The 13,154-nt window shown below is 59.4% G+C and carries 9 protein-coding genes; 6 read left to right on the top strand and 3 right to left on the bottom strand.

What is annotated here, in order from left to right; translation table 11 throughout:
* Positions 1-147 precede the first annotated feature (147 nt).
* A complete protein-coding gene (locus tag FJV83_RS18210) occupies positions 148-1,797 on the bottom strand; it encodes an ABC transporter substrate-binding protein (RefSeq protein WP_095774055.1) in 1,650 nt (549 codons plus the stop codon).
* 656 nt (positions 1,798-2,453) lie between these two features.
* Between FJV83_RS18210 and FJV83_RS18205 the strand changes: the two genes are divergently transcribed.
* The 5 genes from FJV83_RS18205 to FJV83_RS18185 all read left to right on the top strand — a co-directional run bounded on the left by FJV83_RS18205 (position 2,454) and on the right by FJV83_RS18185 (position 9,576).
* Positions 2,454-3,488 carry an ABC transporter permease gene (locus FJV83_RS18205; protein ID WP_095774054.1) on the top strand — a complete coding sequence of 345 codons (1,035 nt, stop codon included), beginning with the start codon at positions 2,454-2,456 and terminating at the stop codon, positions 3,486-3,488.
* A 12-nt stretch (positions 3,489-3,500) separates the two neighbouring features.
* Entirely contained in the window at positions 3,501-4,658 is a 1,158-nt protein-coding gene (locus tag FJV83_RS18200; RefSeq protein ID WP_142887130.1) for an ABC transporter permease, read from the top strand.
* A gap of 67 nt (positions 4,659-4,725) precedes the next feature.
* Entirely contained in the window at positions 4,726-6,918 is a 2,193-nt protein-coding gene (locus FJV83_RS18195) for an ABC transporter ATP-binding protein (protein WP_142887129.1), read from the top strand.
* Between the two features lie 347 nt (positions 6,919-7,265).
* Positions 7,266-8,504: an aromatic ring-hydroxylating dioxygenase subunit alpha gene (locus FJV83_RS18190; RefSeq protein ID WP_095774051.1), complete on the top strand. Its 1,239-nt coding sequence runs from the start codon at positions 7,266-7,268 to the stop codon at positions 8,502-8,504.
* A 4-nt stretch (positions 8,505-8,508) separates the two neighbouring features.
* On the top strand, positions 8,509-9,576 hold the full coding sequence (locus FJV83_RS18185; protein ID WP_095774050.1) for a hybrid-cluster NAD(P)-dependent oxidoreductase: 1,068 nt from the start codon (positions 8,509-8,511) through the stop codon (positions 9,574-9,576).
* A gap of 123 nt (positions 9,577-9,699) precedes the next feature.
* Here the strand turns inward: FJV83_RS18185 and FJV83_RS18180 are convergent, their stop codons facing one another.
* Positions 9,700-10,302 (bottom strand): dimethylsulfoniopropionate lyase, encoded by a 603-nt coding sequence (locus tag FJV83_RS18180; protein WP_095774049.1) that lies wholly within the window; start codon positions 10,300-10,302, stop codon positions 9,700-9,702.
* Positions 10,303-10,337: 35 nt separating this feature from the next.
* Positions 10,338-12,374: an NADH:flavin oxidoreductase gene (locus tag FJV83_RS18175; RefSeq protein WP_095774048.1), complete on the bottom strand. Its 2,037-nt coding sequence runs from the start codon at positions 12,372-12,374 to the stop codon at positions 10,338-10,340.
* A 148-nt stretch (positions 12,375-12,522) separates the two neighbouring features.
* Between FJV83_RS18175 and FJV83_RS18170 the strand changes: the two genes are divergently transcribed.
* The gene (locus FJV83_RS18170; RefSeq protein ID WP_095774047.1) at positions 12,523-13,152 is read left to right on the top strand and encodes a TetR/AcrR family transcriptional regulator; all 630 of its coding nucleotides are present in this window, start codon (positions 12,523-12,525) and stop codon (positions 13,150-13,152) included.
* Positions 13,153-13,154: the final 2 nt, after the last annotated feature.

The raw sequence follows: 13,154 nt of genomic DNA, 5'->3' as shown, positions 1-13,154 counted from the left end.
CCTCGCCTACTGTTCGCGGGGCGGCGAGAGCTGGTATATCCAGCTTGAGGGCTGTCGTGGGCAGAGTGCAACTGGCTCCACTCTCGGCCCGCCGGCACCTGTTTTCTGCAACAGGTGTCGGCGGTCATTGCCAGCTTGGGAGCTAACTCATGCGTCCAGCCACACGTTCTGGAGATCCATCTCAAAGGTTTGATGGATGCTGTAGTTCTTCACCTTCTTGTTCGTGTGGCTGTAGAGCTTCTGCCAGAATGGCTGAATGATGACGCCCGAATCCTGCAGGATCTGCTCGACGTCCTTCATCACCTCGCGGCGCTTCTCCACGTCGACGAGCGAGAGAGCTTGCTTGAGCTTGGCGTCGAAATCCGGATTCGAGTACGCCGATTCATTCCAGGCTTCGCCAGTGCGATAGCCGAGCGCCAGCACCTGAACGCCGAGCGGGCGCATGTACCAGATCGTCATCGAATAGGGATATTTCGTCCAGTCGTTCCAGAAGGTCGAACCCGGCAGCACCGTGCGCTTCACCTTGATTCCGGCATCGCGCAACTGACCGGCGATCGCGTCGCCGGTGTTCTTTTGCCAATCGTCCTCGACGGTAATCAGTTCATGCTCGAAGTCTGCCTGTCCGGCGTCGGCCATCAGCTTCTTGGCGCCGGCGGCGTCGCGTGTCTTCTTTGGCAGGGGATAATATTCCGGGTGGATCGGGGCGACGTGGTGGTTCTCGCCGACGGTGCCTCGCCCGGCATAGCCGAGTTCGAGCACGGCATTGTTGTCGACGGCCATTTGCAGGGCGTTTCGGACCCGTTGGTCGTCATAAGGCTTGTGGGTGATGTTGGTGCGGGCAACCAGCGTGGTCGCCGTCGCCACCTCTGTTTTCACCAGATCCATCTTGTCGAGTATGTCGATGAAGTCGGCCGGTGTCTCGAAATTGAGATCGATCTCGCCAGAGTCGAATGCATTGATCGAGGCGTTGAAATCGGTGCCGTAGTCGATGAACTCGACGCCGTCGAGCGGCGCTTCACCGCCCCACCATTTGCCATTCTCACGGCGCTTGACGACCGCCTTCTGGCCGACATCGTATGAGACCAGTTCAAACGGTCCCGTGCCGATCGGCTTCTTGATCGGATCGGCACCGTCGGCATCGAAGTTGCGATGGACCACCAGGGCCGGATAGTCGGTCAAGTTCGGGATCAGCGAGATGTCGGGTTCGCCGAGCTTCAGCTTGACCGTGAGGTCATCGACCTTGGTGATAGCGCCATCCCTGGCTTTGCCGGTCTTTGCATCGATCAGCGCGCCGACGCGTGCGGCCATGGAATTGCCGGCGACATTCTTCTCGCACCATCGCGTCAGATTTTGAACGACGTCATCGGCGTTGAAAGCATCGCCGTTGTTCCAGGTGATACCCTTGCGCAGATGCAGCACATATTCGGTGGCGTCGTCGTTGATATCCCAGCTTTCGAGCAAGACCGGCTCGAATGTGAATTGTCTGGTGTAGCGGACCAGCGGCTCCAGCCAGCAGCGCGAAATGTTCGCCAGTTCCACCCAATCGTAAGTGCGCGGATCCTTCTGCCCCTTCACCGACATCGAGACGCGCAGCGTTCCGCCTTTCTTCGGCTCTTCGGCCAGGGCCCGATCCGGCACCGCAAGGCCGATCATGCCATAGGCAAACGCCGTCGATGCGCCGAAGGCGCTTGCCAGCGCCAGGAACTCGCGCCGGTCCATGCGACCTGCACGTGCCTCTTGCGCCATCGCCTCGATAGCGCTCGGCACGCGATCGCCACTGCTTCGAAAAAAGCTCATTTTTCAATCCCCCAGTTTGACGTTCTCAATTCCTCTCGTAGTGTCCTCGACACACGGAGAAGAAAGAAGCCGGCGCGTGAGCCGCTCAGTGCCGGACTATTGCTGAATGTGCGGCGATTGCCCTACTGCAAAAAACTCACGCTCGCGTTGACTAAAAGACACTCGGCTCCTGACAACATATCAATCTTGGTGCGGTTCGGATTGTCCGTCGCGCTTGCACGTCCGCCCACCTCGAGAAATTTGCGGTTTAGCAGTCAGGCGGACATTCGGAAAGACTATTGAAGCGAGCGAATGTGCGGCTCTATCGTGGCTATTGCTGGCTATGATGCCGAGGGGCTGACTTGTGAGAAGTTTCCGTCCCGAGGTGCATGAATTTCCCTCAGTCGGACTGGCAAGCGATCCAACGGCGATCCTGCAAGTGGGAGGCAAAAGTTTGCTCGAAAAAAAGTCAATCGGCAGGTTACTTTTTTGCGATGCCTACTATCGCAGTTCCATGTTAGCGAACTTCTGCTTGGTCCGGGCGAGAAGAACGATCCTTTGAGCAAGCGAGTTACCCGATGATCGCATCCGAAGGTCTTCTTGACAGCTAGCCTTGCCGTTGTTGCGGAGGCGGTTTCCAGCAGGCTTCAACCCCAACCCGTCGGCAGGGGGCCGCCATGCTTTCCTTCGTTATCAGGCGTCTTGGCACCATGGCATTGACGATGCTGTGCCTGACGATGATCGTCTTCTTCCTGATCAATCTCGAACCGAATTTGAAGAAGCTGGCGATCAGCCAGACCGAGATGCATACCTCCGCCGAGCAGCTCGAAAGCTGGCTGGTCAACCATGGCTACCGGCAGAACTTCTTCGTACGCTACGGCCAGTGGCTGGGCGTCGTGCCGAAGCAGCCGGTGACCGATCCGGCGACGGGCAAGCCGACGCAGCGTTTTTCCTTCTGCAATGACCCGCTGGAGCCGAAATTCTCCGGCGTCCTGGAAGGCGATTTCGGCTGTTCGACCAAGTTCAAGACCAACGTTGCGTCGAAGCTCTTTCCGGCACTCAGCGCCACCGGCATCCTGATGCTCAGCGTGCTGGCGGTGATGGTGCCAATTTCGCTGCTGATCGGCATTTTGGCCGGCATGCGCGAGGGCTCGCGAACCGACCGCACGCTGTCGGTAGCCTCGATCGCCTCGACGGCGACGCCCGAATATGTGTCGGGCGTCATCTTCACCGTCATCTTCGCCTCATGGCTCGGCTGGCTGAACGGCTCGGCGGCCTCGGCCAGCCAGGGCATCACCTTCTACAATTTCACGCTGCCGGTGATGACGCTGGCGATCTACGGCATCGGCTACATCGCCCGCATGACGCGCGCTTCAATGGTCGAGGTGATGACGCAGCAATATATCCGCACCGCCCGATTGAAGGGGCTCTCCTTCGGCAGCGTGGTGGTCAAACATGCGCTGCGCAACGCGCTGATCGCGCCGTTCACCGTCATCATGCTGCAGTTTCCCTGGCTGCTCACCGGCGTCGTCATCGTCGAGGTGATGTTCCGCTACCAGGGCTTCGGCTACACGCTGGTCGAGGCGGCCGGCAACAACGATATCGACCTTTTGCTCGGCTGCTCGCTGGTCTCGGTGTTCATCGTCTTGATCACGCAGCTCATTTCCGATGTCGGCTACGCGTTTCTCAATCCGCGTATCAGAGTTCAGTAGGGGGCGAAGCGGATGCCGGTTCAATATATCAGTGGCTTCACCGTCGTTCTCGAAGTGCTGTCGCGCTTCTGGCCGGTCTGGATCGCCCTCCTCATCGTCATGGGTGCGAGCTTCGCCTACAAGAAGAAGCTGGCGCTCTACGGCCAGCTGTTCGACAGCGGTGTCGGCATTGTCGGCGTCGGCATCTGCCTGTTCTGGCTGTTCACGGCGATCTTCGCCGCGACCATCTCGCCCTTCGATCCGCTGGCCCAGGTCCCCATCATGAAGGACGTGCTGCCGGGCGCCGTCGAGCCGCAATCGGGGCTGACCTATCTGTTCGGCGGCGACAAGCTGGCGCGCGACGTGTTTTCGCGCATGGTCTATGGCAGCCAGATCGTGCTGATCATCGCGCCTGCCGCAACCGGCTTCGCGCTGATGGTCGGCATCACGCTCGGCCTGCCCGCGGGTTATTACGGGGGCAAGATCGACACCGTGCTGTCGTTCCTGGCCAATTTGGTGCTCGCCTTCCCGGTGATCCTGCTGTTCTACCTGCTGGTGACGCCGGGCATCATGGACACCCCGATCCCCTATGGCATGGCCGGTGTGTTCTTCCTTTTCCCCATCATCTTCTTCAGCGTGCTGTTCTGGACGCGCTACAAGAACCGGCCCGACCGGCTCTACATCCTGCTCGGCATCACCCTGATCCTCGGTGGCTGGATCTATCTCGGTCTTGTGTTCGACGCCGATCCGCTGAAGATCGTGCATATCGATCCCAACCAGCTCAACATCTTCGTGGCGGTGGTGTTCGCCTCCAGCCCGGGCGTGTTCCGCATCGTGCGTGGCCTGGTAATGGACATCAAGACACGCGACTACGTGGCGGCGGCGCAGACGCGCGGTGAATCGCCCTGGTACATCATGCTGTGGGAGATCCTGCCCAATGCGCGCGGACCATTGATCGTCGATGCCTGCCTGCGCATCGGCTACACGACGATCCTGCTCGGCACGCTGGGGTACTTCGGCTTGGGCCTTGCCCCGGAAAGCCCCGACTGGGGCACTGCGATCAAGGACGCCAGCCGTCTGCTGCGCTCCTTCATCCACCCGGCGCTGCCGCCGACGATCGCGCTGATGTCGTTCGTGCTGGGCTTGAACCTGCTCGCCGACTCGCTGCGCGAACAATCGATGAAAGACTGATCTCTCGGGTTTCGACCCGATGCGCCTGACAAAATCAGGCCTGAAAGAACCAGGATTGGAGCGACCCATGAACGAGGCAGTTCGAAATCCCGCCAAGCCAACCAATAGTCCGATCATCGAGATCGAGAACCTGTCGATCTCCTTCTTCACCCGCAAGGGCGAGATCCCTGCCGTCATGGACTTTTCCTGCACGGTGATGCCGGGCGAGGCGATGGGCATCGTCGGCGAATCCGGCTGCGGCAAGTCGACCGTGTCGCTCGGCATCATGCGCGACCTCTCCAACATCGGAAAGGTCGTCGGCGGCAAGATCAAGTTCCAGGGCAAGGACATGGGCGAGCTGTCCGACGAGGAACTGCGCGCCATCCGCGGCAACAAGATCGCCATGATTTACCAGGAGCCGATGGCGAGCCTCAATCCGGCGATGAAGGTCGGCCAGCAATTGATGGAAGTGCCGCTGATCCACGACAAGGTGTCGAAGGAAGAGGCCTACACCCGCGCGCTGGACATGGTGCGGGCGGTGAAGCTGCCCGATCCCGAACGCATGATGCGTTCCTATCCGCACCAGCTCTCCGGCGGCCAGCAGCAGCGCATCGTCATCGCCATGGCGCTGCTGTCGAAGCCGGCGCTGCTTCTGCTCGACGAGCCGACGACGGCGCTCGATGTGACGGTGGAGGCCGGCATCGTCGACCTGGTCAAGGGACTGGGCGAAAAGTTCGGCACGTCGATGATCTTCGTGTCGCACAATCTTGGGCTGATCCTGGAGACCTGCGACCGCATCACGGTGATGTATTCGGGCGAGGCGGTCGAGACCGGCAAGATCAAGGACGTGTTCGACCGGATGCGCCATCCCTACACGCAAGGCCTGTTCCGCTCGATCCCGTTGCCGGGCGCCGACAAGAATTCGCGGCCGCTGATATCCATCCCGGGTCAGTTGCCGCTACCGCACGAGCGGCCGAAGGGCTGCAATTTCGGCCCGCGCTGCCACCATTTCGTCGAGGGCGTCTGCAACGCCGCCGAAATTCCGATGATCGCGGTCGACGGCCATGACGGGCATTTCTCGCGCTGCGTGCGCTTCAACGAAATCGACTGGGAGGCGCTGCCGCCCGGCGCCAAGAAGGTCAACGAGCGGGTGGTGCCCGGTGCGCCGGTGCTCCAGATCGAAGACCTCCGGAAGTACTACAAGGTCGGCGGCAGCGAAGTGTTCGGCTCGAGCGAGGGCCGCGTCGTCAAGGCCAACGAGACGATCTCGTTCATGGCGCGCGAATCCGAGACCGTCGCCATCGTCGGCGAATCCGGCTGCGGAAAATCGACCCTGGCCAAGGTGCTGCTCGGCCTCGAAACGGCAAGCTCTGGCCGCGTGAAGCTCGGCAACAAGGAGATCCAGTCGACCGGGATCGAGAAGCGCAGCGTCGACACGGTGTCGTCGATCCAGATGGTGTTTCAAAATCCGTTCGACACGCTCAATCCTAGCCATTCGGTCGGTTCGCAGATCATCCGTACGCTGGAAAAGTTCAATGTCGGCAACACGGTGGCCGACCGCCGCAAGCGGATGCTGGAGTTGCTCGACCTGGTGAAGCTGCCAAGGGCGTTCGAGACGCGCAAGCCGCGCCAGCTTTCAGGTGGCCAGAAACAGCGCATCGGCGTGGCGCGTGCCTTTGCCGGCGACGCCAAGGTGGTGGTGGCCGACGAGCCGGTCTCGGCGCTGGATGTGTCGGTCCAGGCGGCGGTGACCGAGCTCTTGATGGACATACAGCGCAAGAACAAGACGACGATGCTGTTCATCAGCCACGATCTGTCGGTGGTGCGCTACATCGCCGACCGCGTCGTCGTCATGTATCTCGGCTATATCGTCGAGCAAGGCACGACCGACCAGATCTTTTCGCCGCCCTATCACCCCTACACCGAGGCGCTGCTGTCGGCGATTCCGATTGCCGATACCAGCGTGGTGAAAAGGCACATCGTGCTCGAAGGCGACATTCCGTCGGCGATGAACCCGCCCTCTGGCTGCCCGTTCCAGACGCGCTGCGGCTACAAGAAACTGGTGCCGGACAATCTTTGCGAAACCAAGGTGCCGCCAGTCAAGCATCTCGGCAACGGCCATATGAGCCTGTGCTGGCTGTCCGACGACGTGCTGGCGAAAATGGAGCCGGTGATCAAGTTCGACAAGGAACACGCCGCGCATGAGGGCGTGCCGGAAGACGCAACGCGCGGCTCAGGCGCGACAATTCACAAGTCCAAGGGACCCGAGAAACCGAACTGACGGTCAATATCGGCTCACGGAAGCTCGCAGTCGACTTGGTTCCATTCGCGATAGCGGCCTTGATCTGGCGGCTGAAAACCGTGGACACCACGTTCAGGTCCTCAACGGCATTTTGTAAACCCGCATTTCAGGCGCCACCTCAAAGCAGATGAGCGGTTGCCAGGAAGGTGACCATATGGTCTTGGCATCACGCGGCTTTTCGGAGATGCTTTCCGTTTTATGTGAGCGCCTGCGGCACGCAAGAAGTTAGCTGAAGTAAATCGTGATGAAAATAAATGCCGTTGCGTAAAAGATTTTGAGATAAGAAAATTTCAACTCAAAATGCACGCCATCTATGGAATTTTCGCATGAACGCCTCGTCACCGTCGATCCAAGAATTGTTAGCGCGCCGCGTCTCGGGCTATGCCCTTGAGCAGCCCTTTTACACATCGCCGGAGATTTTCCAACTCGATCTCGAGCACATCTTCTACCAGGAATGGCTCTACGCAGCCCCGGCGTGCCAGCTTGCGAAAGCTGGCAGCTACGTGGCGATGCGTGTAGGTGCCTATGAGGTGGTCATCGTGCGCGCCCGCGATGGTGAAATCCGCGCCTTCCACAATTCCTGCCGCCATCGCGGGTCGATGATTTGCAAGGCCCGCGAAGGCCAGGTGGCCAAACTCGTCTGCCCCTATCACCAGTGGACCTATGAGCTTGACGGCAAGCTCATCTGGGCAAATGACATGGGGCCCGACTTCGACATGTCCAAACACGGGCTGAAGCCGGTCCATCTGCGCAATCTAGCCGGCATGATCTACGTCTGTCTGTCCGAAACGCCCCCCGACTTCGAACCGTTTGCCGACCTGGCTCTTCCCTACCTTGAGGTCCATGACCTCAACAATGCGAAGGTCGCGCATACGTCCACCATCATCGAGAAGGCCAACTGGAAGCTAGTGTGGGAGAACAACCGCGAATGCTACCACTGTAGCAGCAACCACCCGTCGCTGTGCCGCTCCTTCTCGCTCGACCCGGAAGTGGCGGGCGTGTCTGCAGACGGATCGATCTCGGCGACCCTTCAGGCGCATTTTGACCGTTGCGAAGCCTCAGGCGCGCCAGCGCAGTTTCGCCTTGGCGGCAGCGGGCAATTTCGCCTGGCGCGGATGCCGCTGCAGCAAAAGGCCGTGAGCTACACGCTCGACGGCAAGGCTGCCGTTCATAAGAATCTTGGTCGGGTGGCTCTGCCCGAAGCAGGCTCGCTGTTGATGTTCCATTATCCAACGACCTGGAACCACTTCCTGCCGGATCACTCCTTGACCTTCCGAGTAACGCCAATCAGCGCCACGGAAACCGAGGTCACCACCACCTGGCTGGTGAACAAGGATGCCGTCGAAGGGCTCGACTACGACCTCAAGCGCCTGACCGAGGTCTGGATTTCTACCAATAATGAAGACCGTGAGATCATCGAGACCAACCAGCGAGGGATCTGCTCACCTGCCTATGTTCCCGGGCCATATTCGCCGGTTCAGGAAAGCGGTGTGACCCAATTCGTCGATTGGTACGCGAACTGGCTTGGGCGCTCTCAGGCCCCGATGCGATTGGCCGCGGAGTGAACCAATGAACGTGATGGCAAAACCCAGGCTGGTTTTCTGGACCGACGCCGAAGAACTCGAATGTGCCTCCTTTCTTCCGGAGGCGCCGAACGTCCTGACCTTTTGTTTCCGGTCGCCGTCCGGATCGCTGTTCAATTTTGATCCAGGGCAATTCCTGACTTTCGAACTGCCCACTCCCGGCGGTCCGATCTACCGGACCTACACGATATCCTCATCTCCGTCGCGGCCGACCTCGCTGACCATCACCGTAAAGGCGCAGGCTGACTCTGTCGGAACGCAGTGGATGTTTGACAGCCTCCGTCCGGGAATGCGCCTGCGGGCAATCGGTCCGGCGGGCACCTTCTCGGTGGCGCATCAGCCAGCGGAAAAGTATCTTTTCATCTCAGCCGGCTCGGGCATCACACCGATGATGTCCATGACTACACATCTGTATGATTCCGGAGTTGATCCGGACATCGTCTTTGTCCACTGCGCGCGCCGCCCTTCTGAGATCATCTTCCGCGAACGGCTGGAGCATATGGCCTCGCGCGTAACTGGCATCGACCTGAAATGGGTGGTTGAACAGACCGATCCATACAGGCCGTGGACGGGTTACAGAGGCATGTTCAACCAACTTATGCTCGGACTCATGGCGCAGGATTATCTTGATCGCGAGGTGTTCTGCTGCGGGCCCGAGCCCTTCATGCAAGCGGTGCGCGAGGCCCTGGCCGGTCTCGGTTTCGACATGGCGCATTACCATCAGGAAAGCTTCCGCGCGCCTCTTCCTGAGGCCGAAAAAATCCCGGATGACTTCGTTCCCACCGAGAAGAACGAGGCCGAGATCGAATTTGCCCTATCCGGCGTCTCGGCGAAATGCGTCGAGACAGATACGATCCTGGCTGCGGCACGGGCTGCCGGTCTGGTGATCCGATCGGGTTGCAGCATGGGAATATGCGGGACATGCAAGGTTCGCAAAATCGACGGCGATGTGCACATGGTCCACAATGGCGGCATCACCGAGGAAGAAATTGCCGACGGCTATATCCTTGCTTGCTGTTCCAATCCGGTTGGCCGGGTGAAGGTCGAGATATAGCAACCAATTCGCGATCTTTGACCAAGGGGTTTCTTCGAAATCGGCAGCACCTTGACCGGCAGCTGTCAACCGAAGTCGATGGATGAAGCGAATTGATGGATCAAGCGCTTCGCCCGGGCAAGCTCAGTGATGCGTCTGATCCACCAACAGTGCCCAGAAAGCGAACAGCGGCGCATCCAGCGATTTCATCGCGTGTTTGATGCCTGGCGGATTGTAGAATGAACCGCCGATGCCCGGCGAAAACCAATCGTTGTCGGCCTGCTTGAACTCGCCGTGTGAAAGCACGAGGTAGGTTTCCTCCGGGGGATGATCGTGGTCGGGATATCGGACGTGAGGAGCCATCAAAGTGACGCCGAGCCACAGATCGCTTCTGTCCTCGATGCCGCCTGGGCCAAGGATCATCGCGTTGGCATGACCGTCGGGGAAATTGCTGCTGGCAGACGGGTCGGGGTTCGATTTTAGCCGCCATTCGAGCAGCGGCTCGATCGCCCTAAAACGTTCGACCAAGTTGCGAAGCGCGGACGGGATCGCTTCTTCCGCCAACGCCGAGTCAAGATAAGAACAAACCGGCAAACGGCTCCCGGCCTTGGTTCTTTCCAGCCCGGGAACTTCAGATTGGGCGAAGAGCTGGATGATCGATCTGCGCGATCGCAGGTCGTGGGAGAACTGGTCGAAGGCCACGAACGCGGTGTCTACAAAATATTGCAGGGCCTCACTTCTGTTCATCTCGCAGCCTTGTTGTTGGCGTCCGTTGTCAGACGTCAGATATCTTTCGCCAGTCGCAGTGCGTCGTAGATCGCGGCGTGGGTGTTGCGGGCCGAAACTGCGTCGCCGATACGAAAGAGCTGGAATTGGCCCTGCCGATTCCGCACCACCGACTGTGGTTGTCCGGCGATGAGCTCATCTTGCGAAATCTCGCCGTGATTGGTCGATTTCGGTTTCAGTTCGAAATAGATGTCGTCGAGCGGAATGGTGCCGTGATTGACGACAACCTGATCCACGACGCGCTGCTTGGATATACCGCCGTAGTCGCTGCCGACGTTTGCAATGAGCTGGTTGCCGTTCTTCTCAACGGACTCAAGCCGATAGGTGACCGTGAAGGTGACATCAAGTTTTTGAAGAGACCGCATGTAGGGCACAAGGTTCATCGCCATGACCTCGGGGGAGAAGGACCGGTCCGGTGTCATGATCTCGACCTTCGCTCCTGCGCCGGCGAGGAACTCCGCAGCCTGGAGTGCCGCGTGGTCACCGGCGTCGTCGAAGATGAGGACATTGCTTCCGGGCTTTACGTCTCCGGAGATGATGTCCCATGAAGACACCACCAACTCGTTACCCTTCGACAGGACGTCGGTGTGCGCCACCCCGCCCGTCGCAATGATGACGACATCAGGATTTTCCGCCTCGATGGTTTCTGCTTCCGCCCAGCTATTGAACTTGATGGTCACTCCATATTTTTCGCACTGGGCCATGCGCCAATCGATGATGCTCATCATTTCCTTGCGGCGCGGGCTCAGCGCTGTCAGGCGGATCTGCCCGCCAGGGTCGCTAGCGGCCTCGAAGACCACGACCTCGTGTCCCCGCTCGCCCGCGACGCGGGCGGCCTCGAGGCCGGCCGGACCAGCGCCGACGATGACAATTTTCTTGCAGATCTCTGCCTTGGGGACGATGTGCGGCATGGTCAATTCGCGGCCGGTCGCGGCGTTGTGAATGCAGTATGCCGCCCCGCCCTGATAGATGCGGTCAAGGCAATAGTTGGCACCCACGCAGGGCCTGATTTCGTCTTCGCGCTTTTCGATGATCTTGCGCACGATATGTGGGTCGGTCATGTGAGCGCGCGTCATGCCGATCATGTCGACCTTACCTGACGCAATCGCGTGGCGCGCTGTCGCCACATCCGGTATTTTCGCTGCATGGAAGGTTGGAAAGTTGGTTGCCGCACGAATCTCGCCGGCAAAATCAAGATGCGGCGCGTTCGCCATTCCCTGAATCGGAATGACGTCCGTCAGGCCCGCATCGGTGTCGATGTGGCCGCGGATCACATTGAGGTAATCGATAAGTCCGCTTTCCTTGAGGCGCTTGGAGATTTCAATGCCCTCCGACCTGCCGGTGCCGCCGGGGAGACATTCATCCGCAGTGTAGCGCACGCCCAGGATGAAATCCTCGCCGACCCGTGACCGGATCGCCTTCAACACGTCCATGCAGAAGCGCATGCGATTATCGAGGGAACCGCCATAAGGGCCGTCAAGGTCGTTCGTGAGAGGAGACGTGAACTGTTCGAGCAGGTGGCCGTAAGCCTCCAGCTCCACGCCATCCATCCCGCCCGCCTTCATCCGCTCGGCGGCGTCCGCGAAGTCTTTGATGATGCGCTCGATATCCCAGTCTTCAATTTTCTTGGGAAACGCGCGGTGGGAGGCTTCACGATGATGGGACGGTGCCACGACGGGAAGCCAGTCACCTTTGTCCCAGCGTGTACGCCGTCCAAGATGGGTTAGCTGGATCATGATGGCGGCGCCCTCTTCGTGCACCGCATCGGTCATTTGCCGGATCCACGGCACGATCTCGTCCTTGTACGCGAGCAGGTTGTTGAAAACCGGGGGGCTGTCCTTCGAGACCGCCGCGGAGCCGGCTGTCATCGTCATCGCCACACCGCCCTTTGCCCTTTCCACCGTGTAGGCAAGATAGCGCTCCTTAGGCATCCCGTCCTCCGGATAAGCCGGCTCATGGGAGGTCACGATGATGCGATTGCGCAGGGTCAAATGCTTGAGTTTGTATGGCTGCAGAAGGGGATCGCTCGACATCTGACGAACTCCGGGCTGGGATGGCAAGTGCGAACGCTACCCGAAAATGTACATGCATGTCAAGTTTAGCTTCTGAGACGTCGAAAGAGTCGACATAGGTGTACATTTTGCTGGTTTTCAGTTTGACCTTTTGTTAGGCTGGCCGCTCATGGAGCAGATTTCGAACGATAGCGGATGGCGTGGATCGCCGGAGGGATGGCTCGAAGCCGCCTACGACTTGCTTCTGGAATCCGGCGTCGACACGGTGAGAATTTCGCCACTTGCCAAGAAGCTGGGCCTGTCGCGCACCAGCTTCTATTGGTTCTTCAAGGATAGAGAAGAACTGTTGGCTGCCCTCGTAGCGCGTTGGCGCGACAAGAACACCGGCAGCCTCGTCAAGCAGGCCGAGGCCTATGCCGAGACGGTTGCGGAAGCGATGCTAAACGTTTTCGACTGCTGGCTCGACAAGTCCTTGTTCGATGCCCAGTTCGAGTTCGCCGTCAGAAGCTGGGCAATTCAATCCCCTGACATTCTGGCGGAGGTACAAAAAGCCGACCAAACGCGTCTCGACGCCATGAGCCAGATGTTCGTCCGCTTCGGTTACAAGGAAAGTTTGGCCGATGTTCGAGCGCGCACCGTCTACCTGGTGCAGATCGGCTACATCTCAATGCAGACCCGGGAAGATCTCACGGCCCGCATGAAGCGCATTCCCGGGTATGTGGAAATTTTTACAGGCGAGGCCCCGCAGCAGCGTGAGCTGGATCGGTTCTTCGCCAGACATGACTATTTGGCGGACTGAGG

The sequence above is a fragment of the Mesorhizobium sp. WSM4307 genome (genome assembly GCF_007003945.1).
Classification (GTDB): domain Bacteria; phylum Pseudomonadota; class Alphaproteobacteria; order Rhizobiales; family Rhizobiaceae; genus Mesorhizobium.
This window is presented reverse-complemented; position numbering and strand designations above follow the sequence as displayed.

Bases quoted from the DNA above. Each gene is read 5' to 3' on its own strand.
- FJV83_RS18210 (WP_095774055.1), bottom strand. From the start codon at position 1,797: ATGAGCTTTTTTCGAAGCAGTGGCGATCGCGTGCCGAGCGCTATCGAG.
- FJV83_RS18205 (WP_095774054.1), top strand. From the start codon at position 2,454: ATGCTTTCCTTCGTTATCAGGCGTCTTGGCACCATGGCATTGACGATG.
- FJV83_RS18200 (WP_142887130.1), top strand. From the start codon at position 3,501: ATGCCGGTTCAATATATCAGTGGCTTCACCGTCGTTCTCGAAGTGCTG.
- FJV83_RS18195 (WP_142887129.1), top strand. From the start codon at position 4,726: ATGAACGAGGCAGTTCGAAATCCCGCCAAGCCAACCAATAGTCCGATC.
- FJV83_RS18190 (WP_095774051.1), top strand. From the start codon at position 7,266: ATGAACGCCTCGTCACCGTCGATCCAAGAATTGTTAGCGCGCCGCGTC.
- FJV83_RS18185 (WP_095774050.1), top strand. From the start codon at position 8,509: ATGAACGTGATGGCAAAACCCAGGCTGGTTTTCTGGACCGACGCCGAA.
- FJV83_RS18180 (WP_095774049.1), bottom strand. From the start codon at position 10,302: ATGAACAGAAGTGAGGCCCTGCAATATTTTGTAGACACCGCGTTCGTG.
- FJV83_RS18175 (WP_095774048.1), bottom strand. From the start codon at position 12,374: ATGTCGAGCGATCCCCTTCTGCAGCCATACAAACTCAAGCATTTGACC.
- FJV83_RS18170 (WP_095774047.1), top strand. From the start codon at position 12,523: ATGGAGCAGATTTCGAACGATAGCGGATGGCGTGGATCGCCGGAGGGA.